This window comes from Streptomyces sp. NBC_01549, from assembly GCF_026339955.1.
GTDB lineage: Bacteria > Actinomycetota > Actinomycetes > Streptomycetales > Streptomycetaceae > Streptomyces.
In genome coordinates, this window is the sequence record NZ_JAPEPW010000002.1 from 750,357 (window position 1) to 773,717 (window position 23,361).

Here is a 23,361-nt window from a genome sequence, read left to right on the forward strand (position 1 = left end):
GGACGTCAATGTCTACTTGACGCCTGTCCAGGCAATACGCGCTTCCCCGCCAGGAAGTGATGCCGGCGCGGCCCGATGCGCTCCATGCGGGCAACGATCCGCTCGACCGAGCCGACGGATGCCCTCACCGAGGCCCCCTGCACCCCAGCAGCCCCAGCTCAGCCCCAAGAACTCCCCCATGCCGGCATCACGTTGACATGTGAGGGCGCCGAGCGTTGACTGACAGCACGGCGTAGGGCCATGCCACCCCGGATCGTTCGGGCGAGGCATTCCCCCCTTGCCACTCCGCCCGGCCCCCGCGGAACCAGGAGATTCCCGCGATCCGGAGGTCCGGCGATGTCACGGATTCCTCTCCTTCCGCTGATCCGTTCCGACGGCGGCCACAGGTAATCCACCTTCAACGACGAGGCCGACCATGAGCGTTGGACGAACCGTCAAGAAAAAGAAGCAGGAAATCAAGGGCTGGATCACTGAAGTGTTCGGCCGGGCCACCCGCAACAGGAAACTGGAACGGCAGGGCAAGGTCGAACGGATCTCCGGCAATCTGAGGCAGGCGGGCGAGAAGGCGAGGCACGCCTTCAGGCGGTGCCCTCGAAAGCCCCGGGTGGAGCTCCCGTCGTACGGGCAGCACCCGGCAGGCATCAACGCGGAATCCTCTAGCCTAGGAGAATTTGGAGAATGTCAGCGGTGTTCATCGTCGTGATCAGCGCCCTGATCGTCCTCGCGACGACAGCCGTACTCGTGGGACGCGGACCGGTCCGCAACGACGGGCGGGGCGGTGGTCGGGGCAGCGGCGGGCCGAACCACCGCTTCGGACCCCCGTACGACCCTGCCCTCACCCATGACGACGACACCGACGTGGCCGGTCCGGGACCCGGCGATCACTGAAGCCGTACGGCTCCCTCCGCGACGATCACCGATGCGCGTCCGGTCGACACCACGCACAGGGAAGTGGCACACGATGATGTACGACCAGACACGCACCCAGCGGAACGGCGGGGTGTCCTCCGCTGGGGGTGCTCGCCGCTCCGCCCCAGGTCAGAGCAGTTCTTCCCCATCGCCGCGAGGGGCCCGCCGTTCGGTGTCATCGCGAGAACGGCAGCGGCGATCGCCGTGGCCCCCATCGTCGCGATCCAAACCGGTCAAGGGGCCGCCCGGGAGCACGTCCGAACTGCACGGACCGCAGTATCGTTGGTTGTGGGTTGGTTCACTCTCACGTGCAACCGCCCGGAAGGGCGGCTCCGGCGTGTTTGCGCCGGAGCCGTTGGCTCTTGCCTCGTTAGGGCGCCGCGCCCGGAAGGGAGAGGGCATGATCCAGGCAGCCGATATCCGTGAGTGGCGCGACCACGATGTCGTGGACGCGAAGGGGCGCAAGATCGGCGCGCTCGAAGCGATCTATGTGGACACCACCACCGACGAACCGGCCGTGGCCACCGTGCGGACCGGGCTGCCCACCCGCCAGCGCCTGGTTTTCGTCCCCCTCGACGAGGCAATCCTCGGGCCGGGCTACCTCAAGGTCTCCTATGCCAAGAGCCTGGTGAAAAAGGCTCCTTCGATCGGCACGGACGACATCCTGCCCGCCGAGCAGGAGAAGGGGATCTTCCAGCACTACGGCATGACCTACCAGCCAGGCTTGAAGGGCGAACGACAACTCGCGCGCCGCTGAGCGACCGCGCCCCGTCCCACCCAGTTCGGTCCAGCCCAGTCCGGTCCTGCCCAAGGAAGGCGTTCATGCGATGGTGCTCTTCCTTCTCCTCGTCCTCGTGGCCGTTGTCCTGGGAATCATCGGCGTGGCAGCCGAGAGCCTGGAATATCTGCTGATCATCGGCATCGTTCTTCTCGCGGCCGATGTGGCCATCGCCTACGTCCGATGGTCCCGGCGCGCCGGCCATCGCCCCATCCGCTGACGGCGGGCAACGGGCGACCGCGAGTCCGGCACGCCGTGGAACTCGCACCACCGGTAACCGTCCATCGGACCCCGGTCAGGAGTATCCTTGAGATACCGAGGGTTCTTCGTACACCGGCTTCGATGCCCGTGCCGTCCCCGGCGATTCATGACACCGGGCCGGTCCTGGCCGGCCCGGGGCAGGGTTCGCGTGATGACCGCAACCACGTTCGACAAGCCCGCGGTCGAAGACCGGACCTCCTCTTCTTCACCGCCACCTCTCCGGCTGCAGCTGGCGCCGCCCGGCACTGCCCCCGCCCTGATCGACGGCGCATGGTGGCCATGCTCCCGCGACCTGACGGCCGAACTGCCCCTGCTTACCGCGGCTTTGGACCCGCGGTGGGGGCGGATCACCCACGTCACCGTGAACCCCACGTTCTGGCCGGTCATCCCCCGCAAGGTTCCCGTCCAGGGCCATGTGGTGAAGGTCGGCTGGTTCAAGGCCGAGCAGGACCCGCACAAACTGCTGCTGCTCTCCTACACCTCCGGCCGCTGGGACCTGCTGGTGATCCCACCCGAGACCGACGCCGTCACGGCCGCCCGGCTGATGACCACCGCCACGGATCCCGCGCGCAGCCTCACCGCAAGCGGCCTGATCCAGGAGGCCGAGCGCTTCCGCATCGCCGCCGAGGCCGAGGCCGCCGCATGGGACGCGGCCCGGGAAACGGTCTGGGACTCCGAAGGCGGACACGACGCTCGCCACACCTCCTCACACGGCCCCGTGGGGACCGCCATCGGCCGCGCGCCGATTCCGGCGGCAGGCAAGTGACAGGCATGACGGGCGGACCGGCGCGGTGTGTGATGTCGCTGTGCGCGGTGCGTGATGGCGCGGTGCGTGATGGGCAGCGTTCGGAACCGGTGCCTCGCCGGGGCCCGTTCGACGTGCCGCGGGAGTAGCGTGGAGACATCGAGAGTATTTCGCACACCGGCCGCCATGCCGGTGTCGTTCTCGGCGAGTGACGACACCGGGCCGCCCCAAGCAGCGGCCGGGAGACGGGTGCGCGCGATGTCCGCGACCACCGACCGACCCCCGCTGCGGATCGCGCCCTTCAGGGCCCCGACCGCTCGCCTCGCGCTAAAACCCGTGAGCACGTCCCGAGGGCCTCTCGACGGCGCATGGTGGCCCCGCTCCCGGGACCTGACACACGAACTCTCCGCTCTGGCCGACGTACTGGACCCCCTGTCCGGACGGATCACCCGGATCGCCGTCAACCCGACGTACTGGCCTGCCGTCCCGAGCAGAGTGCCCGTCAACGGTCACATGGTGAAGGTCGGTTGGTTCACGACAGAGCTGGACCCCCACAAGATCCTGCTGCTGTCCCACACCACAGGCAGCTGGAACCTGCTGGTGATACCACCGGAGACCAGCGCCCCGGCAGCCGCTCGCCTGCTGGCCGCCGCGAGCGACAGCTCCGACCCGCCGACGACCGCGAGCGCGCTCATGGCAGCGGAACACGCCCTCCACGGCAGTTCCATGACCGACCTGGACCAGGATTCCGAGGAAACCTGGGCGGACGGCGATCACACCTCCTCCTACCGGGCAGCTGCCGCCCGGCCGTGCCGCCTGATCACGGCGAAGTGAGCGTCATGGTCACCACCGTGGCCTTCAGCGCCCTACTGATCCTGACCGTTGCGGCCACCCGTCTGATCACCCGGCTCAGCGCACAGCACGCGGAAAGCATCAGTCTCCACTCCTACGGCACCCCACCGACCGGGAGAAACATCCTGGACAAGCCGTTGGACAACCACCTTCCCGACTCGCCACCCAGCCCTCCACGGTCCGCCCCCGTCACGACACCCGGGAAGTCGGCCGAGGCCGACTGATCCCCCGGCGCCGGAACATTCGCCGCCGGGTCCTGTCGCTGAACCCGAATCGTCGGCCGCCCCGAGGCCGGAGGCCGCCGGAGCCACTTCCCCACTCCCAGAGGCTCCCGCACACGGACGGCCACGTTGCCCCACCCCACCGGCTTATCGCGGATTGCCCGCGTAGGTAACACCCAGGATCTCCGGACAAGGCACGGAGTAGGGTGAGGAGACAGGGAATCCTTCGCACACCGGCTTCACGTTGGTGCCGTTCTGCCGAACCATGGCAACGGACGGTGACGACCCGCCATAAGACGGGATCGCGCCATGCCCGTGATCGTCGGCCCCACGGACTCCTCGTCGATGCCCGGCACGAGTGGCGGCAATCATGGCAACACTGCACGAGCGGAAGAGCTACCGCGAAGCGATCATGAAAACGCTGTACGAGGCCACGGAAGGCAATCGCCTCCTTGGCATCACCGGAGCGAGGCTGCGTGACGACCTCCAGGTCCCCGAGCAGGATCTCGCCGCGGCCTGCGCATATCTGGAGGGCGAAGAGCTCATCACCGTCGACTGGGCGCAGGGCAACACACCCGCGATGGTGATGCTGACGCATCGGGGGATCCGGCTCATGGAGGCCGAGGAAGAGGAACGCGGCTGACGCGCCCCGGGGGCCGGTGCACTCTCAGCAGCGCCCCGGAGGGGGCGGCCCGGTGTGCTCGCAGCGATCCACGTCGACACCGCCGCCGACGAGTTCGCCATGGCCGCCGTCCGAACCAGGCCGCTCAGCCGCCGACGGCTGGTCTTCGTCCCCCTCGGCAGAGGGGTCCCCGGGCCGGGCTACGTCGAGGTCTCCTACGCCAAGAGACAGGTACGGAAGGCCCTTTGGATTCAGGGCCGCCGGATGGCGACGCCGTTTCGGTGTCCGGTTGCCGCGTCCACCATGCACAGGTGCAGGTGTCCCGTCTCGCGGGGTTCGTACGGCTCGTAACGGCTGAAGTGGAAGTTACCGTGGGCGTCAGTGGTGTCCGTCCCCACTGCCGTGTGGCCGGCGGCCGTTGCTCGGGTTCGCGCTCGCCGTGGTCGGCGAGGCGACTGCCCCCAGCAACAGGGGTAGGGCTACCAGGACCGTGGCCGCCAGCCGGTCACGTACCAACGCCATCTCGTCTCCTCATGGCGTGAGATGCCGGCCCGATCTGTCGGGCCGGTCATGATGACCATGGCGGAGCGGAACCACCTGCGGCGAGACCTCCCACATCGAGATCCACCTAACGGGTCGCACCGCCCTGGGCGTTGCCACGCCGTTGTTCGCGCTCGCCTGCCGAGGCACGGCAGTGGACGGTCGCGTCATTCCCCGGGGGGATCGCGGAGCTGGCTCTACCGGCAGGGTGCTCATGCCGTCGCCTCTGTTCATGGTGGCGCGGCTGTCGGCTCAGTCCAGGACGGCGAGGTGGTCGGCCGCGCCCCCGCGCCATTCGATCAGGAAGAGGGTCGCGTCGTCGCTGGTGCGGCCGCCTCTTTGCCGCTTCAGGGCGTGGGAGAGCGAGCGCACCACCGCTCGTACTCCCTTCTCCCCATGTTCGATGCGGTTGACCCAGTGGATGAGCTGTTCCTCGCCGAACGGTTCTTCACCGGCTTCGTGCTCCTCGATCAGGCCGTCGGTGAAGCACAGCACTCGGTCGCCGCGTTGGAGCATCTGCTCACTGATCTGGGGATCTTCACCGCCGAAGCCGACCGGCAAGGTGGTCGGACCTGCCAGCTGCCGGACGACCCGGTGGTCGCGGATCAGCAGCGGAGCGGGGTGGCCGGCGTTGACCCACTGCAGGTGGCCCGTTGCGATGTTCAGACGCATCATCTGCGCGGTGACGAAGTGGTCGGGTCCGAACTGCTCGGCGATCGCCCGGTCCATGAACGCGTAGATCTCGGACAGGCCGATGTCGGCACGTCGGGCGTGCCGGTAAGCCCCGACGGCGACGGTCGCCATCGTGGCGGCGTCCAGGCCGTGGCCCATCGCATCGACCATGGCCACATGCAGGATGTCTTCGTTGAGGGCGTAGTCGAAGCTGTCGCCTGCGACGTTGTAGGCGGGCTCCAGGATTCCGGCCACCGCGACCTGCGGGATGGACATCGCCAGCGGCGGCAGCAGCGACCACTGGATCTCCGCGGCCACGCTCATCGGTTCGCGGCGCCGGGCGAGGAAGAACTGGTCGGTGTAGCAGTGCTTGGTGACCAACATGTCAGCGACCAGGCCGGCGAGCCTGCGCAGCAGCCGCCGGTCGTCGTCATCGACAACATCCATGGTGAGGGCCATCACGCCCACCTGGTCGCTGCCGTCCAGCAACGGCAGATACATCCGGACGCCGTCGGCCTGCGGCACCTCGGCAATGGTCGCGTACAGGAAGGCCGTGCCGGCGGCAGAGTCATCGATCGGCTCAGGCTCACCGACCATCAGCCGCCGACCCGGTAGCGGCACCAGCACCAGCTGGCCGTAGTCCTGCAGCAGGATCGAGACGTCGCGGCCACCGACCCTGGCCACCTCTTCCGCGATCAACGGGGCGATCAGCTGCGGCGGCATCTCGTGAGCTCGGTCCAGCAGCACCCCCAGCAGCCGCTCACCTAACCCTTCCGACCGGTCCACCATGCCATTGTCGGGCCGCCACTCACCTTCCGCCACAGCGGTCGTTGCGCCTGTCGCCTCGCACGGCTCTTGCGTACACGGATGTGGCCGCGCCGAGGCCGACGACCGCTCGATGGCGCCTTGGATCCGCCCTGTCGAGCACGAGCTCAAGCAGGCGGCGTGACTGAAGACCACACACCAAGCCAGGTCCGCTCGATGCGCCTCGCGGCGAAGCTCGGGTTCTCCGAGCTGGAGCGATTAGAGGCGTACGGCGCCGAGCAGTTGGCGCAGTACCGGCGTCTACGCAGAAGACTGACCACGATCTCCAGTGCGTGCGGCAGGTACCCGCACAAGGCGGCGAGTTCGAGCAGCGCGTCGGGTTCGCGGGCAGGGTGGTCATCAGCTTCATCGCCGGTGTGTGGGGCACTCGTAATGAGCTCGGCAGCGGACTGCGGGGTCAGAGTCCGGATGTCGACGAGCCGGGCGTTAAGGTCCGTCAGTCTACGCCGCGAGGCGATGAGGACCCGGCGCGGGCGCGGCACAGAGCGGCCGGTGACCGGTTCCCGCCATAGAGCCCGCGCCCCGCTGACCGCGGACCCACGCCGTGTAACGGCACGCCGCGGCGTTGCTCGCGCCGAGCCACGCCGCGAACATCAGCGCTTTAGGCCCGTTCAGGCACGGACCAGGGGTGTGTCGACCAAATGCTCGGCCAGGAACCACGCCTGGAGTTCGCCTGTCCGGATCACCTGTGAGACCAGCAGGTCGTTGGTGCCGTCGTCGCCCAACTCCGCGCTACGGGCAGCCGCGTCGTGGGCCTCGGTCAGGATGGTCTCGTGCGCCGCCAGCAACCGGGACAGCATGGCCGGCACCTCCTCCACGCCGTCCGGGGGGCGTGGGATCGAGGTGATCTCGGCGACGTGCCGGGGGTCCCCCACCGCAACACCGCCCAGGGTCTGGACCCGTTCGGCGAGGGCGTCGACGAGTTCGAGCTGCTCCCCAGCATGCTTGTCCAGCACCAGGTGCAGCTGGTAAAAGGTCGCCCCGCGCATCAGCCAGTGGTGCTTCTTGTAGAGGCCGTAAAGGATCTGAGTGTCCGCCAGGACTCCGTTGAGCCGCTGACAGGAGTACATGCGGGTTTCGTAGGACAGGCCGAGAGGGAACTGCTTGACCGTCCCGAACTCCTGGATGATCTCGCCCTTCTGATGCAGCCACGGCTGGCTGCTCACGTGCTGGGCACTGGTGGTCATGATCCGCCTCCTGCGGTCTGGGCTCTGTGTGCAGGGGTGACGCTAGGTGCACGCACGGCGGACTCATTGCCCAGGAGCGCATGCGGTGGTGCTCGACAGCGCACTGGGCGAGGGGTCCGTGCCCGGTGTGCGTTCTCGGGCAAGTCCCCGTGCGCCGACGGACAGGGCCCGGTGCCTCGACCCTTCTAACCTCTCGCGGACGGCGTGAGCCGACGAGCAGCGAGGAGAGACATGAGGGTGAGCGAACAGGCCGATGTGGTCGTCCTGGGTCTGGGGCCCGGGGGCGAGTACGTCGCGGGCACGCTGGCAGAGGCCGGACTGGATGTGGTGGGGATCGAGGCCGAGCTCGTCGGGGGCGAGTGCCCGTACTGGGGATGCGTGCCCAGCAAGATGATGATCCGAGCCGGGAACCTGCTCGCGGAGGCAGGCCGCGTGCCCTTCCTCGCCGGTGCGGCGGAGGTGACTCCCGATTGGGACCCGGTTGCCGGACGTATTCGAGGCGAGGCCACCGACGACTGGAACGACCGGGTAGCCGCCGACCGCCTCGTGGCGAAGGGCGGTCGGCTCGTGCGCGGAACGGGACGGCTCACCGGACCACGGCAGGTGACGGTCGGCGATCGCACGTTCGAGGCCCGGCGGGGTGTGGTTCTTGCCACCGGCACCCGGCCCCGGATTCCTCCGGTCCCGGGCCTGACCTCGACGCCGTACTGGACCAACCGGGACGCCATAGCGGCCAAGGAGCTGCCGGCCTCGATGATCGTGCTCGGCGGAGGCGCCATCGGCGTGGAACTCGCCCAGGTCTTCGCCCGCTTCCGGTGCGCGGTCACGGTGGTGGAGGGGCAGGAGCGGCTGCTGTCGCAGGAGGAACCGGAAGCCGGGGAGCTGGCCGAGGAGGTCCTGCGGGCGGACGGCGTCGCCGTTCTCACCTCGGTCCGGGCCCGACAGGTCGGCCATGACGGCACCGGCTTCATCGTCCACTTCGAGGGCGAGGAGGAGCCCTTGCGTGCCGAACGGCTTCTCGTCGCCACCGGGCGCCGCGCCGACTTCGCCGAGTTGGGTGTCGACGCAGCGGGTCTCGACCCTTCGGCACGAACCGTGCGCACGGACGGGCAGATGCGGGCCGAGGAAGGGCTCTGGGCGATCGGGGACGTCACCGGCCACGGCAATTTCACGCATGTGTCGATGTACCAGGCGGAGATCGCCGTACGGGACATCCTCGGGCGTCCCGGCCCCGACGCCGACTACCGGGCGCTGCCCCGCGTCACCTTCACCGACCCCGAGATCGCGGCCGTGGGACTCACCGAGCGGCAGGCGCGCGACCAGCGGCTGCGAGTGCGCACCAGCGTGGTGCCGATCGCCTCCTCCACACGCGGCTGGATCCACGGGCGGGGCAACGAGGGGTTCATCAAACTGGTCGAGGATGCCGACCGAGGCGTGCTGATCGGGGCGACGTCGGCGGGACCGGCGGGAGGTGAGGTGTTGTACGGGCTGAACGTCGCCGTCCACGCGGAGGTGCCTGTCGAGCGCCTCAGGCACATGATCTACACCTATCCCACCTTCCACCGAACTGTGGAAGCCGCTATGGGAGCCCTTCGCTGAGCCGCCTCTCCCCTCGACGTACGCGGCGAGCCGGACGATGGCACGGGCGATCCGGCGGCACCATGGGCCGGGACCCCGGTGAACCGCACAGGACCGCCACATCACTGGAACTCCTCTTCGACCTGTGCTTCGTCATAGCGGTGGCGCAGGCGTCAGCGAGCCTGAGCACAGCGGTGACCGGCGGGCACTACATCACGGGCTCCCTGCGCTTCGCGCTGGTGTTCTTCACCATCTGGTGGGCGTGGATGAACTTCACGTGGTTCGCTTCCGCCTACGACCCGGATGACGTCCCGTACCGGTTGACGGTGCTGGTCCAGATCACGGGGTCCCTCATTCTCGCCGCCGGCGTCCCACGGGCGTTCGAGGAAGGCGACCTGCGTGTCATCACGCTGGGATACGCCCTACTGCCTACGGCCCTGGCCGTCCTATGGTTGCGTGCCGCGCGATCGGACCCCGGCCGGCGGCGGACGGCGCTTCGCTTCGCCGTCGGAGTGACGGGCTGCCAGATCGGCTGGGTCGGAGTGCTCTTCCTCCCGGCCTCGGCACAACTGCCCGCCATCATCGGGTTGATCGTCGCCGAGCTTTCCGTCCCGGTGTGGGCGCAGTCCGCCGGGATGACCCCGTGGCACCCGCACCACATCGCCGAGCGGTACGAACTGTTCACTCTCATCGTGCTCGGTGAGTCCGTCGCAGCCGCCACGACGGCGGTCCGCGGCGCCTTCGACCGGCACCACAACGCCGGTGCGCTGTACCTGCTGGCAGCAGGTGGCCTGCTCATGGTCTTCGCCATGTGGTGGCTGTACTTCGCCAGACCGGCGCACGCGCTGCTCGCCACGACGCACCAGGCCCACCGCAAGAGGTTCACCTGGGCGTACGGCCACTACCTGATCTTCGCTTCGGCGGCCGCCGAGGGGGCCGGCCTGGCGGCGTACGCCAAGCTGATCACGCGGCGCACCGATGTCCCATCGCCAGCAGCAGGTGTCGCGATCACCATGCCGGCGGCGATCTTCCTGATCACCGTGTGGGCCATACACGTCCGGCCGCACCAGCGGAGCGGGGCCGAACAGCTTGCGTTTCCCGCTGTCGCGGTCGCTGTGCTGGTGGCCGGTCGCTCCCCGGCGCCGGCCGTAATCGCCGGTCTGCTGGCGGCGGCCCTGGTCGTCGTGGTCACGGTGGCCGACCGGACCGAGCGAGTGCCGCACTGAGGTGAAAACACGGCTGCGCGGACGAAACGAGTTCGTCCGCGCAGCTGGTGTGCCCCTCGTCTCAGCTCGTCGCCCGTACGGCGTCGCGGATCAGGTCGGCTACCTCCTTGGGCTGGGAGACGGCGACCGCGTGCGACGCGCCCTCGATCTCGACGACGGTCGCCCCGGCGCGCTTGGCGCCGAACCGTTCGACCTCGGGGTTGATCGCCTCGTCCGCTCCGGCCACCAGGGCCCAGGACGGCTTTGTCTTCCACGCGGCCGCGGCGGCCGTCTCCTCGAACGCCGCGGCGGCCAGTGGCCGCTGGACCACGGCCAGGACCTTGGTGACGTCGGCGGGCACGTCAGCGGCGAAGACCGACGGGAAGGCGTCGGCGGCGATGGTGACCTCGACCGCGGGGTCACCATCCTCAACGGGGTACGTCCACTGCTTCAGGTTGCTGGCCAGCGGGGAGAGCGGGAAGCGGCCCTGCAGTTCGCCGAGACTCTCGCCTTCCTCCAGGGCGTAGGCGGCGACGTAGACGAGCCCGACGACGTTCTCCGTGACGCCAGCCACGGTGATGAGGGCGCCTCCGTAGGAGTGGCCGACCAGCACGACGGGGCCGTCGATCTGGGCGGCCACGGAGGCGACGTAGGCGGCGTCGGCGGCGAGGCCGCGCAGAGGGTTGGGCGGGGCGATCACGGGGATGCCGTAGCCCTGGAGTTCGGCGATGACGCCGGACCAGCTGGCCGCGTCGGCGAAGGCGCCATGGACGAGCAGGACGGTGGGCGTGGTCGTGGTCATGTCGGGGTGTCTCCTCGGGTTCAGGCGGTGTGCAGGGCGGCGCGCAGGGTGCCGGTGGCCAGCGTGATGGCGGCCTCGGCGGCGTGGGTCTCGCGCAGGGCGTTGAGCATCACGAAGTCGTGGATGATGCCCTGGAAGCGGACCGCGGTGACCGCAACGCCCGCCTCGCGCAGCTTGTTGGCGTACGCCTCGCCCTCGTCCCGCAGCACGTCCGCCTCCCCGGTGATGACCAGGGCCGGGGGCAGACCCGCGAGCTGCTCGGGGGTGGCGCGCAGCGGCGAGGCGGTGATCTGCGCCCGTTCGGCCTCGTCGGTGGTGTACTGATCCCAGAACCACTGCATGCCGTCGCGGCGCAGGAAGTAACCGGTAGCGAACTGGTGGTAGGAGCCGGTGTCGAAGCTCGCGTCGGTGACCGGGTAGAACAGCACCTGCTGCACCAGCGGAATGCCGGCGCGCTCCTTGGCCATCAGCGTCAGCGCGGCGGCCATGTTGCCGCCCACCGAGTCACCGGCGACCGCGATGCGGGCGGCGTCCAGCCCCTTCGTCGCACCCTGCTGCACGACCCACTGGGCGACCGTGTAGTTCTGCTCGATGGCGACCGGGTAGCGGGCCTCGGGCGACAGGTCGTACTCAGGGAAGACCACGGCGGCGTTCGCGCCGACGGCGAGTTCCCGCACCAGGCGGTCGTGGGTGTGGGCGTTGCCGAACACCCAGCCCGCGCCGTGGATGTAGATGATCACCGGGAGGGTGGCCTCGGCGCCGGCGGGCTTGACGATGCGCGCGCGGACGCTGCCCGTCGGCCCGCCCGAGACGGTGATCCACTCCTCGTCGACGGCCGGCATCTCGATCTCGCCGGACTGCACCTCGTCGACGGCCTTGCGTCCTTCCGCCGGAGGCAGGTCGAACAGGTAGGGCGGATTGGCGGTCGCCTTAGCGAAGGCGGCTGCCGCGGGTTCCAGCACTGGCTGAACCGGCTCGACGGCATCGGACATGTGAGTCTCCTGGAATGGTCATGGGGGGTCTTCGAATTTAGTGGGGGTGTGCCTCCCGTCGGCTTCGCCGGGTGGTTGCGCAGCGTGAGCGGAGGCGTTGGTTCGCTCGGTTGCGGAAGCCGAAGGCGTTACGCGCTTCGAGCTTGATGAGGCGGTTGTTGCCCTCCGAGGCGGCGTTGGTGATCCCGGTGGTCAGGTAGGTCTCGATGCCGTCCCACCACTGCTCGATGGTCTCGGCGAGGGTGACGAGTTCGGGCAGGTGAGCGTGGTCGGCGACGTGGGCGAAGAAGCGGTGGCGGGCGGTGGAGATCGCGGAGTGGTCGGGGGTGACGTGCCTGCGGGTGACGGTCAGGCCCAGGAGGTCGCGCAGGAGTTCCTTGCCCTGCCAGGCCGCATAGATCTGTCGGCCGTAGGTCCCCATGTACTCCAACTCGGTCTTGAGGAGCTCGCGTTGTTCGTCGGTGAGGTCTTCCTTGTTGCGGCGCAGGAGCTTGCGGACGCTGTAGATGCTGTCGCCCTTGCGGGCCCGGCGGCCGTGCTGTTTCCAGGTGAGGCGTCGGCGCAGGTCGGCGAGGTGGCGCTGGGCGAGTTGCACGATGTGGAAGCAGTCCACGACCACCGCCGCGTGCGGCAGGGCACGGTGGACGGCGGCGCGGAAGGTGGAGCACAGGTCGATGGCGACGTAGCGGACCTGCTCGCGCCAGGCGGCGGGCCGGGCCGTCAGCCAGTCGGCGACGGAGGCGGAGTTGCGGCCCTCGACCTGGCCGAACAGGCCGCGCCCGCCGATCGCGTCGACGAAGCCGATGTGCCAGGCGTCCGCGACCAGCTCCCACTTCTCCGTGTCCGGGTTCTGCTCCCACACCGGCTTACCCCGCCGGGTCTCGTCGATCCCGATCGCCTCGGTCACCGGCGGCTCCTCGGGCAGGACCTTCGCGGCGTAGTCCTCGAAGCAGTGCTGCACGATCGGCCAGGACAGGCCCAGATCCCGGCCGGCCTGCACCACCGATCGCCCGCCGTCACACACCGCGGCCCCGGCCGCCCGCCGAAGCGCCCCGGTCGTACGCATCCGCGCGGGTACCTGGCCTATGGACTCGGTGAACGAGCGGCGGTCGCAGTCGAGTTCGGTGCAGTGCCAGCGTGCCTTGCGCCACCGGATACTCACCGGGCGCCCGCCGCAGGACAGGTGTCTGGGGGCGGTGGTGCGGTAGTCCTTCAGCCGGGTGGAGAAAACCCCGCACGAGGGGCAGGCCCTCGCGGACTCCTCGTTCGTCACGACGTATACCGTCGATCCGCCTGCCTTGTCGTCCTTGACCTGCGTCACACTCACCCCCTCCAGCCCAAGCAGTCGCGTCGCAGCCTCGTTGGTCCCGGTATCGTCGATGCTCAAGCCCGTGGGTTCTTCATGATCGGTTGCCTAGACAACAACCATGATCACGAAGACCCGCGGGCTCCTTGCGTCCAGGCCACCCACACCCCAGGCCCATCACGCTCGGTGACTGAACGTCAGGCCGTCACCGCCGCACCCCCACTAAATTCGAAGACCCGTCATGGGGACGCCGGCCCTTCCGGCAATACGGCCGCCACGCTAAAACCACCGAGCACGCGGCAATTGCCCACGGGCGCACCGCTGCTGTCCTCACAGTGCACGGCTGCCTTCGAGCCTCTCCCATCACATTCAGAGCATGGATGAGTCAGTGCACTGAGGGGACAAGTCCTGTGCACCGGCAGAACATAGGGGCGCATCTGCCTTGCCTATCGTGATGGCGAAGCAGCCGCGGCCTCTCACACACAGGGCCTGTCCTCGTTCTCAGGGCACGACGAGTGTCGGTGGAATTCGCTCGGTGCGATTCGAGCAAACGGGCGCGCGAGCGGGACGGAATAGCCAAAGCCCGCCGCTTCCGACCATGGCTCGAATCGAAGTCGATTTCCCAGAGGGAGTTTCAAGAGATGTCAACAATGCCTGTCGGCGGGCTGGTTCCACATGCCATCGAGAACGCCGCGGACCTCATCGTCCGCAACGCGAAGATCCACACCGGGGACCCGGGCCGCCCGCATGCGGAGGCGCTCGCCATCCACGACGGCGTCATCACGGTCGTCGGTGACGACAAGGACGTCGCTCCCCATGTCGGCGCGGGCACGAAGGTGGTCGACGCGCTCGGGCGACGGGTGATCCCCGGCCTCAACGACGCTCATCTGCACGTGATCCGCGGGGGCCTCAACTACGTGCTGGAGCTGCGCTGGGATGGCGTCCGCACCCTGCGCCAAGGGCTGGCCATGCTGCGCGAGCAGGCGGCCCGCACACCCAAGGGACAGTGGGTGCGGGTGGTCGGCGGCTGGTCGGCCGAGCAGTTCGCCGAGCGGCGGCTGCCCACCGTCGCCGAGCTGAACGCCGCCGCACCGGACACTCCGGTGTTCGTCCTGCACCTGTACCAGTCGGCCGTGCTGAACCGGGCGGCGCTCAAGGCCGCCGGCTTCACCAGGGACACACCCGACCCCAAGGGCGGCCAGATCGTACGAAGCCGGGACGGGGAACCGACCGGCATGCTGCTGGCATCGCCCAGCGCCCTGATCCTCTACTCGACCCTCGCCAAGGCGCCGGTGCTGGACGAGGAGCACAGGAAGACGTCCACCCGCCATTTCCTGCGGGAGCTGAACAGGTTCGGCCTCACCTCGGCGATCGACGCGGCGGGCGGATTCCAGAACTTCCCCGACAACTACGAGACGGTTACGGAACTGGCCAGGGAAGGACAGCTCTCCCTGCGCATCGCCTATCACCTCTTCCCGCAGACCGCAGGCCAGGAGATTGACGACCTCACCCGCTGGATCGGCATGGTCCGTCCAGAGGACGGGGACGAATGGCTGCGTCTCAACGGAGCCGGCGAGAATCTCACTTGGGCGGCGGCAGACTTCGAGAACTTCGCCCAGCCGCGCCCCGAGCACTCCCCCGACTACGAGGTGGAATTCGAGAAGGCCGTGCGCCTTCTCATGGAGAACGGCTGGGGATTCCGGCTGCACGCCACCTATGACGAAACCATCCGCCGTGACCTGGCGGTGTTCGATAAGCTCGCTTCGGAAGGGCTCTTCCCGGGCGGGAACCGGTGGCTGTTCGACCACGCGGAAACCGTCTCCCCGGACAGCCTCGACCGCATCGCTGCGCTCGGCGGCGCGATGTCCGTGCAGAACCGCCTGTCCTTCCAGGGCGAGGCGTTCGTACGGCGCTACGGCCCCGGAGCCGCCGCGGACGCCCCGCCGATCCGAGCCATGCTGGACCGCGGGCTGACCGTGGGCGCCGGCACCGATGCCACCCGGGTCTCCACCTACAACCCCTGGGTCGCCCTGCACTGGCTCGTCAGCGGCCGCTCGGTCGGCGATCTGGCGCTGCGCCCGCCGACGAACCGCGTCGACCGGCAGACGGCGCTGGCGATGTTCACGCGCGCCGGAGCCGCACTGACCGGTGAGGACGAGGTCAAGGGCGTGCTGCGGCCGGGGTGTTACGCGGACCTGGCGGTGCTGCCCGAGGACTACTTCGCCGTGCCCGAACCGGACATCGCACACATCGAGTCGCTGCTGACCGTGACCGGCGGCCGGATCGTCTACGCCGCCGCCGAGTACGAGGGCCTCGACGAGGAACTTCCCCCCGTCAGCCCTGCCTGGAGCCCAGTAGCCCACTTCGGCGGCTACCAGGCGTCCCGCCGGGCGGCCCCTCCCGGCGCGCGCCAGGCGGAGCTGCTCGGCCAGGCCATCGCCGAGTCGGAGCAGCACCGCCAGTGGCGCATCGCGCGGGGTCTCACTCCCGAGGCCGCGAGCACCCCCTTCGATCCCTGCTTCGTTCTCTGAACTCCCATAAGACGCCTGGCTCTTGAACCGCCCCTTCCAGGACACCCACCAGCTCCGTCCAACCGGACGGTTCTTCCCACGGCACGGACAGCGGTCCGCGCCACCACTTACCGAGAAAGGCACACTCATGGTCAACATCTCCGAGGTCACCGCCGCCCCCAGCCCCGACCTGCTCACCCCGGACAACTGTGCGGTGCTGTTCGTCGACCACCAACCGCAGATGTTCTTCGGCACCGGCAGCGGCGACCGCACCGCCATCATCAACTCCACCGTGGGCCTGGCGAAGTCCGCCAAGGCGTTCGACGTGCCGGTCGTGCTGAGCACCGTGGCCGCCGAGTCGTTCTCCGGCCCGATCATGCCGCAGCTGGCGGCGGTCTTCCCCGAGCAGAAGATCATCGACCGCAGCACGATGAACGCCTGGGAGGACCTCGCCTTCGTCGAGGCGGTCAAGGCCGCCGGCCGCAAGAAGCTCGTCATCGCCGGCCTGTGGACCGAGGTCTGCGTCGTCCTGCCCGCGCTCTCCGCCATCGCCCAGGGCTACGAGGTCTACGTGGTCACCGACGCGTCCGGCGGTGTCAGCCCGCAGGCCCACGAGCACGCGATTCAACGCATGGTGCAGGGCGGCGCGGTCCCGGTGACCTGGGTGCAGGTGCTCCTGGAGCTCCAGCGTGACTGGGCCCGTACCGAGACGTATGCCGCCGTGGGCGACGTGGTCAAGGAGCACGGCGGCGCCTACGGCCTCGGGATGGTCTACGCGCAGGCCGTCATCGGCGCCCACGCCGCCGGCTGATCCCCACGCTGGAACAAGAACGCCAGGAACAGGCAGGAACACGATGGACGCTGGACTGTTGGTCCTCCGGCTGGTGGTGGGGTTGCTCATCGCCGGGCACGGGGTGCAGAAGGTGAGCTTCCGGCTCGGAGGCAACGGATTGGCGGGCGGGACCGAGGAGTTCCGCCGTGACGGCTTCCGCGGCGGCCGGCTGACCGCCCTCGTCGCGGGAGCCAGTCAGATCGGTTCCGGCCTGTTCCTGGCGGCCGGCCTGCTCACGCCCCTGGCGGCGATGGTCGCCATGGGCGTGATGACGGTCGCGGGCACCGTGAAGCGGCCCAAGGGACTGTGGGTCCAGAACGACGGTTACGAATACCCCCTCGTCCTTGTCGTCGTCTCCGCCGCACTGGCCCTCACCGGCGCCGGGCGGTGGTCCGTGGACCACGCGCTGGGGGTCACCTCCTGGCCGGTGTGGGTCGCCGTCGTCGTGATCGTGATCGGGCCGGCGAGCGCACTGCTCACCCGCGTGGTGCTGCACCGGCCGGCCACCGCAACGGAAGGAACGCGTTATGCGCAGGCTGCTGAGTGACGCGGTCCGCACCCTGGTACCGCGCGGAGAGGAACGGCACGGGCCGCTGCCTCCCCTGATGCTGATCCTGACGGTGGCCACCGGCCTGGTCGACGCCGTGAGCTACCTGGCGCTCGGGCACGTCTTCGTCGCCAACATGACCGGCAACGTGGTCTTCCTCGGGTTCGCCCTGGCCGGCGCCAAGAGCCTGTCCGCGGTCGCATCGATCGTCTCGCTGACCGCATTCCTCCTCGGCGCGCTCGCAGGAGGCAGGCTCGGCACGCGGTTCGCCATGCACCGCGGGCACCTGCTGCGCACGGCGACGGCCGTGCAGACGGTGCTGGTCGCGGTCGCCGTGGTGGTCGCCGCCGTATCGGACGGCAAGGTCACCACCGATGTCCGGTACCCCCTCATCGTGTGCCTGGGGCTCGCCATGGGCCTGCAGAACGCGGTCGCCCGGCGCCTGGGCGTTCCGGACCTCACCACGACCGTCCTGACCCTGACCCTGACGGGCCTGGCAGCGGACTCCACCCCGGCCGGCGGCGAGGCGCCACGCCCCGGCCGCCGGATCCTCTCCGTGCTCGCCATGTTCCTCGGCGCCCTCGTCGGAGCGCAGCTCGTCCTGCACGGCCATCTCGTCCTCACCCTGGGCCTGACGCTGGTGCTGCTCGCGGTCACCTCCGTGAGCACCCACCTTCTCTCGACCGCCGACGCCACCTGGATCCGGCCACGGCCCTGAACAACACACCGGCCCACCGGTGGCACTGCGCCGAGGGAACACACCCTGTGCGCTGACGGTCAACAACGACCGGTGGGCCGGTCCTATCCACACGACAACAGCCGCCTGGCATAAGCGACATCTGCCCGAGTCAACGCGTCCGCACCCACCCCGCATGGACCACAATGAGCCCCCCACCACCCTCCACACCGACACAGTCCCCAAAACCGGATTCGCCATGGGCGCCGCTCGCGGCGCGCGTCTTCCGGGCGCTGTGGATCGCCCAGTTGGTCTCCAACATCGGCAGCTGGATGCAGATGGTGGGCGCCCAGTGGTTGCTGATCGGGCACGACGCGGCACTGGTGACGCTCGTCCAGACGGCCTCCAGCCTGCCCGTCGTGCTCCTGGCTCTGCCCTCGGGCGTGGTTGCCGACCGCTACGACCGTCGCAGGGTGCTCCTGGCCGCGCAGTTGGCCATGCTCGCGGTCTCCGGCGCGCTCACCGCGCTGGCGTTCGCGGACGCGCTCACCCCGGTGCTGCTGCTAGTGCTCACCTTCCTGCTGGGATGCGGCACCGCGTTGATGGGCCCGGCCTGGCAGGCGATCCAGCCGGAGCTCGTGGAACGCCGCCAGCTAGGGCAAGCTGCCGTGCTCGGCGGCGTGAACATGAATCTGGCCCGCGCCCTCGGACCGGCCGTGGGAAACAGAGCAAACCGAGTCGTACTGCGGAACACCGGCCGACGGCGAACGGAGCATGAGAGTTCAGCACGTCGACGTACTCGCCCCACGGGACGTTCCCCTCGGCGGCCCACGGGCGATGAAGGTACGGCGCACACTGCCGCAGCGCGGCCGGACCCTGATCGGCGCCTGGTGCTTCGCCGATCACTACGGCCCCGACGACGTCGCCGTCACGGGTGGCATGGACGTCGCCCCGCATCCGCACACCGGGCTGCAGACGGTGAGCTGGCTGTTCAGCGGGGAGATCGAGCACCGGGACAGTCTCGGAAGCCACGCGCTGGTACGACCGGGCGAGCTGAACCTCATGACGAGCGGGTACGGCATCAACCACTCGGAGGTCTCGACCGCGCACACCACGGTCCTGCACGGCGTCCAGCTGTGGGTGGCGCTGCCCGAACAGCACACGTATGCGGAACGCGACTTCCAGCACTACGTACCCGGCCCCGTACGGATCGCCGGAGCCGAGGTCAGGGTGTTCCTGGGCTCCTTCGCCGGGGACGTCTCCCCCGTAGCGACCTTCACGCCCCAGCTCGGTGCCGAGATCGTCCTGGAGCCCCGCGCGGCCGTCACGTTCGCCGTCGACCCCGGCTTCGAGCACGGCCTTCTCGTCGACCACGGACCAGTCCGCATGGCCGACACGCTTCTGCGTCCTGCGGAGTTGGGATACACCGACACCGGAAACGACACGTTGACATTGACGAACGAGTCGGACGACAGGGCCCGGACCGTCCTGCTCGGTGGAACGCCGTTCGACGAACAGATCGTCATGTGGTGGAACTTCATCGGCCGCAACCATGAAGAGATCGTCCGAGCTCGGGAGGACTGGCAGAACGCCTCCCAACGCTTCGGCGCGGTCGAGGGATACGACGGCGACCGCCTTCCCGCGCCGGTCCTGCCGAACGCCGTGATCGCACCGCGTGGAAATCCACCGCGCCGCTGACCAGCACCAACCGAAAGGATCCCGATGAACCAGCCTTCCGCCACTCCGACCGTCGAGCGGGTGGACAACCAACACCGATACGAAATCCTCGTCGCCGGACAGCGCGTCGGCCTGACCGCGTACCGCGACCGAGGTGAGCAGCGGGTCTTCTTCCACACGGAAGTCGACGACGCCTTCGCCGGACAGGGGCTGGCCGCGCAGCTGGTCCATGAGGCACTCACCGATGTGCGCGGGTCGGGCAAGCGCATCGTGCCGGTCTGTCCCTATGTGGCCAAGTACCTGAACCGGCATGAGGAGTTCAACGACATCACCGACCCGGTGACCCCGGAGGTCCTGCAGTGGCTGGACACGGAGTTGGGCTGACGGCCGAGTCGGTCGGGAGAGGCCACGCGGCGGCGTCCTCCCGCCTCGCAGCTGGGACCTGCGGTGACCATCGGCAGGTCACCGACGTATGGCATGGAGAGGGGACCGCCTCTCATTTGATGGCTCCGCTGGTGACGCCGGCGGCGACGTAGCGCTGAGCGACGACGAGCAGCACGGCCGCCGGGACGGAAGCCAGAACGGCGGTGGCCATGATGGCGTTCCACTGGTCCGTGTGAGTGCCGATGTACTGGTAGATGCCTAGAGTGATCGGCCGTACGGTCTCCGTGGTGGTCAGCGTGAGGGCGAAGAGGAAGTCGCTCCACGTGAAGAGGAAGGTGAACAGGGCGGTAGTGATCAACGCGTTCACACTCACCGGAAGCACCACGGAGCGTAGGACGCGCAGCCTCCCCGCGCCGTCCACTCGCGCGGCGTCGATGATCTCCCTGGGAATGCCCTGCATGAACGAGCGCAGGATGATGATCGCAAAGGGGACCCCGGCGGTCGAGTCGGCGAGGATCAGTCCGAGGTAGGAGTTCAGGAGGCCCAGGTCGGTGTAGGCGCTGTAGAGCACGTTGGCCACGACGATGTTCGGAACCATCTGTGTGATCAGAACGCCGAAGAGCACGAGGTTGGTTCCTCGGAGGCGGAACTGGGCCAGCGCGTAGGCCGCCGGGGCGGCGAGCGCCAGGCTGAGCGCAACACTGCCGAAGGCCACGACGAGGCTGGTGACGAGGTTGCGTCCCTGATCGCGCAGTGCCGTGGCGTAACCGCTGAAGTCCGGGTGGAAGGGAAACCAGGCTCCGTGCAGTGCGTTGCCCGCCGGCTGCAGGGAGGCATTCACCGTCCAGTAGACGGGAAACAGCATCAGCGCGAGCAGGAAGATCCCGACGATCGTGGACGGCCAGCCCCGCTTCGGCGCGCGCTTCACGGGATCTCCTCTCAGGCGTTCTGGGCGCGCCGGTTGGCGCGCAGGTAGACGAGGGCAAAGACGAGCGAGATGACGATGAGCAAGTTGCTCATCGCGGCGCCGCGTCCGAACTCGAACTGCTGAAAGGACAGTTCGTAGGACTGGGCGGCGAGGGTCTCCGTGGCGTTCGCCGGTCCTCCGCCCGTCACCACGAGGATGATGTCCAGCACCTTGACCGTGTAGACGACGCCCAGCACCAGTACGACGCTGACCACGGGCCCCAGCAGTGGCCAGGTGACATGGCGAAACGACTTCACCGGACCAGCGCCGTCCAGCTTCGCTGCCTCGTACAGATGTGCAGGGATGTCCTGTAGGCCGCCGTAGAGGATCGTGGCGTTGAAGGGGATTCCGACCCAGATGTTGATCAGGATCACCGACACGAGCGCCTGCGAGGTGCCGGTGAGCCAGGGGATGCCGGACGACAGCAGGTGGAGGTGACGGAGTGTGCTGTTGACGACTCCCGAGTCGGTGTCGAGCATCCACCTCCACGTCGTTCCGGAGACGACCAGTGGCAGCAGCCACGGCAGCAACAGGAGGGACCGCAGAACACCGCCGAGCGGGAAGCGCCGCTGGAAGAACAGGGCGAACGCCAGGCCGAGCACAAACTGCACGAACAGCGACCCGGCGGTGAACAGGACCGTGGTCAGCAAGACCTTGGGGAACAGGTCCGACGACAGGTTCCTTGAGTAGTTCTCCAGCCCCACGAACGGCGCGGCACCGGTGTAGAACGTCGCGGGCGTGTACTGCTGGAAGCTCATCACGATGTTCTTGACGATCGGGTAGCCGAAGAAGAGCAGCAGGTACGCCGCGGCGGGCACGATGAACATCCCCTGGGCGAGGGACTCCCACCTGCGTGCCCGGACCATGGCTCGCTCCCTGCCGCGCGCGTCCTCGTCCTCCGTCACACCAGTGCCGGGTGTCCCGGCGCCGACGGTGTCGGCTTCCTGCCCGGTGCCGGTCCGGGGGTCCCTGGACAGGTCAGGAACCCGTCGCGATCCGCTGCGCATCCTTGAGCGCTTCCTCCGGTGTCTGCTCGCCGGTCAGCGCGGATTGGATCGCGGTGTATATCCCGGTCGCCGCCTTCGGCCACTTGACGCCGAGCTCGCGGGTACGACCCCGGGCCCCTTCAGCGCTTTTTACGAAGGCAGCCATCGACGGGACCTGTTCGGCGTACTGGGAGGCCACCGCGGTGCGGGAGGGCACGGTGAAGTACTGCTCGGCCAGGGTGAGCATGTTCTTGGAGTCGTTCAGGCAGGCCAGTACCCGGGCGGCCTTCTCCTGCCGGGCCTTGGAACCGGTCTGCGGGACCGTCCACACCTCACCGCCGAGCGGTGTGACGGGTGCCTGCCCCGCCCGGGGGACGGGGACGGGTGCCACCGCCCAGTGCAGGTCCTTGGCCTGGTTCAGGGCGGGGATCCGCCAGGGGCCGTTGACCATCATGGCTGCCTTGCCGGCGACGAACTGGTCGTGGACGTCGGCCTGGGTCCAGTTCAGCACCGACTTCGACATGGATCCGCTCTTCACCAGGTCGACCCACAGCTGGAGTGCCTGCGCGGCCTGCGGTGTGTCCAGCTTCTTCTCGTCTCCGCCGTTGGACCACAGGAAGGGCAGGAACTGCCAGGTGCCCTCGAAAGTGGCGTTCGCGTCGACCGCCATGCCGTAGCGTCCCGGGCGGGTCAGCTTGGCCGCCGCCGCCTTCAGCTCGTCCCAGGTCCTCGGCACGGCGACGCCGGCCTCGGCCAGCATGTCCTTGTTGTAGACGAGCGCGACCGTGCTGACGGTGGGTGCCAGCCCGTACACCTTTCGCTGATAGGTGCCGGTCGACAGGATGCCCTCGGCGAAGCCGCTGGAGTCGATGCCGTACTCGTCCAGCGGGGTCAGCGCGCCGGTCCCTGCGATCTGCTGCAGGTCGGGGTTGTCCAGCATCAACAGGTCGGGAAGGGTCCGTGACGACGCCCGCTGCAGGACCTTCGGGACGAGCGACGCGCCTGGAACGCTGGTGTGCTCGACCTTTACGCCGACGCTCTTGCCGCAGGCGGTGAGCAGCTTGCCCCACTGGCTGTGTTCGGTTGCGTCGGTGTAATAGTCGAGCGCGGTGATGGAGGTGACCTTGCCCGTGGCGGATCCGCCGCCGGTTCCGCCACCGCAGCCGGTGGCAGCCAGTACCAGGGCGACGGATGCGAAGAGGGCGGCAATCCGCCGCGCCGGCGGTCTAGCGAGTAGCCGGGAGGGATCTCACCTCCCGGCTCTCTCAGAACCGTGCGTGAACCTCT

Annotated in this window: 24 protein-coding genes and 1 pseudogene; 16 read left to right on the top strand and 9 right to left on the bottom strand. The window is 68.7% G+C overall.

Going from position 1 to position 23,361, the window contains the following annotated elements:
• Positions 1–678: 678 nt before the first annotated feature.
• The 7 genes from OG819_RS38075 (at position 679) to OG819_RS38105 (ending at position 4,409) form a co-directional block, all read left to right on the top strand.
• Entirely contained in the window at positions 679–888 is a 210-nt protein-coding gene (locus OG819_RS38075; protein ID WP_266633122.1) for a hypothetical protein, read from the top strand.
• A 421-nt stretch (positions 889–1,309) separates the two neighbouring features.
• Positions 1,310–1,666, top strand: coding sequence for a PRC-barrel domain-containing protein (locus tag OG819_RS38080; RefSeq protein WP_266633120.1), 357 nt, complete (start codon positions 1,310–1,312; stop codon positions 1,664–1,666).
• Between the two features lie 70 nt (positions 1,667–1,736).
• Positions 1,737–1,907: a hypothetical protein gene (locus OG819_RS38085; protein ID WP_266653669.1), complete on the top strand. Its 171-nt coding sequence runs from the start codon at positions 1,737–1,739 to the stop codon at positions 1,905–1,907.
• A gap of 192 nt (positions 1,908–2,099) precedes the next feature.
• Positions 2,100–2,714 (top strand): DUF5994 family protein, encoded by a 615-nt coding sequence (locus tag OG819_RS38090; protein WP_266653671.1) that lies wholly within the window; start codon positions 2,100–2,102, stop codon positions 2,712–2,714.
• 315 nt (positions 2,715–3,029) lie between these two features.
• Positions 3,030–3,527 (top strand): DUF5994 family protein, encoded by a 498-nt coding sequence (locus tag OG819_RS38095; protein WP_266633114.1) that lies wholly within the window; start codon positions 3,030–3,032, stop codon positions 3,525–3,527.
• 5 nt (positions 3,528–3,532) lie between these two features.
• The gene (locus tag OG819_RS38100; protein ID WP_266653673.1) at positions 3,533–3,769 is read left to right on the top strand and encodes a hypothetical protein; all 237 of its coding nucleotides are present in this window, start codon (positions 3,533–3,535) and stop codon (positions 3,767–3,769) included.
• A gap of 367 nt (positions 3,770–4,136) precedes the next feature.
• The gene (locus OG819_RS38105; RefSeq protein WP_266653675.1) at positions 4,137–4,409 is read left to right on the top strand and encodes a hypothetical protein; all 273 of its coding nucleotides are present in this window, start codon (positions 4,137–4,139) and stop codon (positions 4,407–4,409) included.
• Between the two features lie 357 nt (positions 4,410–4,766).
• On the opposite strand, the gene OG819_RS38110 is transcribed toward OG819_RS38105, so the two are convergent.
• The 3 genes from OG819_RS38110 to OG819_RS38120 all read right to left on the bottom strand — a co-directional run bounded on the left by OG819_RS38110 (position 4,767) and on the right by OG819_RS38120 (position 7,612).
• Entirely contained in the window at positions 4,767–4,910 is a 144-nt protein-coding gene (locus OG819_RS38110) for a hypothetical protein (protein ID WP_266653677.1), read from the bottom strand.
• Between the two features lie 270 nt (positions 4,911–5,180).
• Positions 5,181–6,389: a PP2C family protein-serine/threonine phosphatase gene (locus OG819_RS38115; protein WP_266633110.1), complete on the bottom strand. Its 1,209-nt coding sequence runs from the start codon at positions 6,387–6,389 to the stop codon at positions 5,181–5,183.
• Between the two features lie 647 nt (positions 6,390–7,036).
• Positions 7,037–7,612, bottom strand: coding sequence for a Dps family protein (locus OG819_RS38120; protein WP_266633108.1), 576 nt, complete (start codon positions 7,610–7,612; stop codon positions 7,037–7,039).
• 231 nt (positions 7,613–7,843) lie between these two features.
• Here OG819_RS38120 and OG819_RS38125 point away from each other — a divergent pair, with 231 nt between their 5' ends.
• Both OG819_RS38125 and OG819_RS38130 read left to right on the top strand, forming a co-directional pair.
• Complete coding sequence (locus OG819_RS38125) at positions 7,844–9,211, top strand: NAD(P)/FAD-dependent oxidoreductase (protein ID WP_323139402.1); 1,368 nt, start codon at positions 7,844–7,846, stop codon at positions 9,209–9,211.
• A 62-nt stretch (positions 9,212–9,273) separates the two neighbouring features.
• On the top strand, positions 9,274–10,416 hold the full coding sequence (locus OG819_RS38130) for a low temperature requirement protein A (RefSeq protein WP_266653679.1): 1,143 nt from the start codon (positions 9,274–9,276) through the stop codon (positions 10,414–10,416).
• A 61-nt stretch (positions 10,417–10,477) separates the two neighbouring features.
• Here the strand turns inward: OG819_RS38130 and OG819_RS38135 are convergent, their stop codons facing one another.
• Genes OG819_RS38135 through OG819_RS38145 form a run of 3 tightly spaced genes read right to left on the bottom strand, consistent with a single transcriptional unit; the run spans position 10,478 to position 13,576 of the window.
• Positions 10,478–11,197 (bottom strand): alpha/beta fold hydrolase, encoded by a 720-nt coding sequence (locus OG819_RS38135; protein ID WP_266633102.1) that lies wholly within the window; start codon positions 11,195–11,197, stop codon positions 10,478–10,480.
• A gap of 20 nt (positions 11,198–11,217) precedes the next feature.
• Complete coding sequence (locus OG819_RS38140) at positions 11,218–12,189, bottom strand: alpha/beta hydrolase (RefSeq protein ID WP_266653681.1); 972 nt, start codon at positions 12,187–12,189, stop codon at positions 11,218–11,220.
• Between the two features lie 37 nt (positions 12,190–12,226).
• On the bottom strand, positions 12,227–13,576 hold the full coding sequence (locus tag OG819_RS38145) for an ISL3 family transposase (protein WP_266647383.1): 1,350 nt from the start codon (positions 13,574–13,576) through the stop codon (positions 12,227–12,229).
• A gap of 560 nt (positions 13,577–14,136) precedes the next feature.
• Between OG819_RS38145 and OG819_RS38150 the strand changes: the two genes are divergently transcribed.
• From OG819_RS38150 to OG819_RS38180, 7 genes and pseudogenes are all read left to right on the top strand, one after another.
• On the top strand, positions 14,137–16,026 hold the full coding sequence (locus OG819_RS38150) for an amidohydrolase (protein WP_266653683.1): 1,890 nt from the start codon (positions 14,137–14,139) through the stop codon (positions 16,024–16,026).
• Positions 16,027–16,153: 127 nt separating this feature from the next.
• Complete coding sequence (locus tag OG819_RS38155) at positions 16,154–16,816, top strand: hydrolase (RefSeq protein WP_266633096.1); 663 nt, start codon at positions 16,154–16,156, stop codon at positions 16,814–16,816.
• A 43-nt stretch (positions 16,817–16,859) separates the two neighbouring features.
• Complete coding sequence (locus OG819_RS38160; protein WP_143609743.1) at positions 16,860–17,384, top strand: DoxX family protein; 525 nt, start codon at positions 16,860–16,862, stop codon at positions 17,382–17,384.
• The gene (locus OG819_RS38165; protein WP_266653685.1) at positions 17,365–18,102 is read left to right on the top strand and encodes a YoaK family protein; all 738 of its coding nucleotides are present in this window, start codon (positions 17,365–17,367) and stop codon (positions 18,100–18,102) included. The genes OG819_RS38160 and OG819_RS38165 overlap by 20 nt, the downstream gene beginning before the upstream one ends.
• A 164-nt stretch (positions 18,103–18,266) precedes the next feature.
• A pseudogene (locus OG819_RS38170) lies at positions 18,267–18,722 on the top strand (MFS transporter); the annotation flags it as partial.
• 112 nt (positions 18,723–18,834) lie between these two features.
• On the top strand, positions 18,835–19,758 hold the full coding sequence (locus tag OG819_RS38175; protein ID WP_266653687.1) for a pirin family protein: 924 nt from the start codon (positions 18,835–18,837) through the stop codon (positions 19,756–19,758).
• Positions 19,759–19,782: 24 nt separating this feature from the next.
• Positions 19,783–20,121, top strand: a complete 339-nt coding sequence (locus OG819_RS38180; RefSeq protein ID WP_266633088.1) for a GNAT family N-acetyltransferase — start codon at positions 19,783–19,785, stop codon at positions 20,119–20,121.
• Between the two features lie 112 nt (positions 20,122–20,233).
• On the opposite strand, the gene OG819_RS38185 is transcribed toward OG819_RS38180, so the two are convergent.
• The 3 genes from OG819_RS38185 to OG819_RS38195 form a co-directional block, all read right to left on the bottom strand.
• Positions 20,234–21,049 carry a carbohydrate ABC transporter permease gene (locus OG819_RS38185; protein WP_266653689.1) on the bottom strand — a complete coding sequence of 272 codons (816 nt, stop codon included), beginning with the start codon at positions 21,047–21,049 and terminating at the stop codon, positions 20,234–20,236.
• 11 nt (positions 21,050–21,060) lie between these two features.
• A complete protein-coding gene (locus tag OG819_RS38190) occupies positions 21,061–21,954 on the bottom strand; it encodes a carbohydrate ABC transporter permease (RefSeq protein WP_266655468.1) in 894 nt (297 codons plus the stop codon).
• A 112-nt stretch (positions 21,955–22,066) separates the two neighbouring features.
• Complete coding sequence (locus tag OG819_RS38195; RefSeq protein WP_323139437.1) at positions 22,067–23,284, bottom strand: ABC transporter substrate-binding protein; 1,218 nt, start codon at positions 23,282–23,284, stop codon at positions 22,067–22,069.
• Positions 23,285–23,361 lie beyond the last annotated feature (77 nt).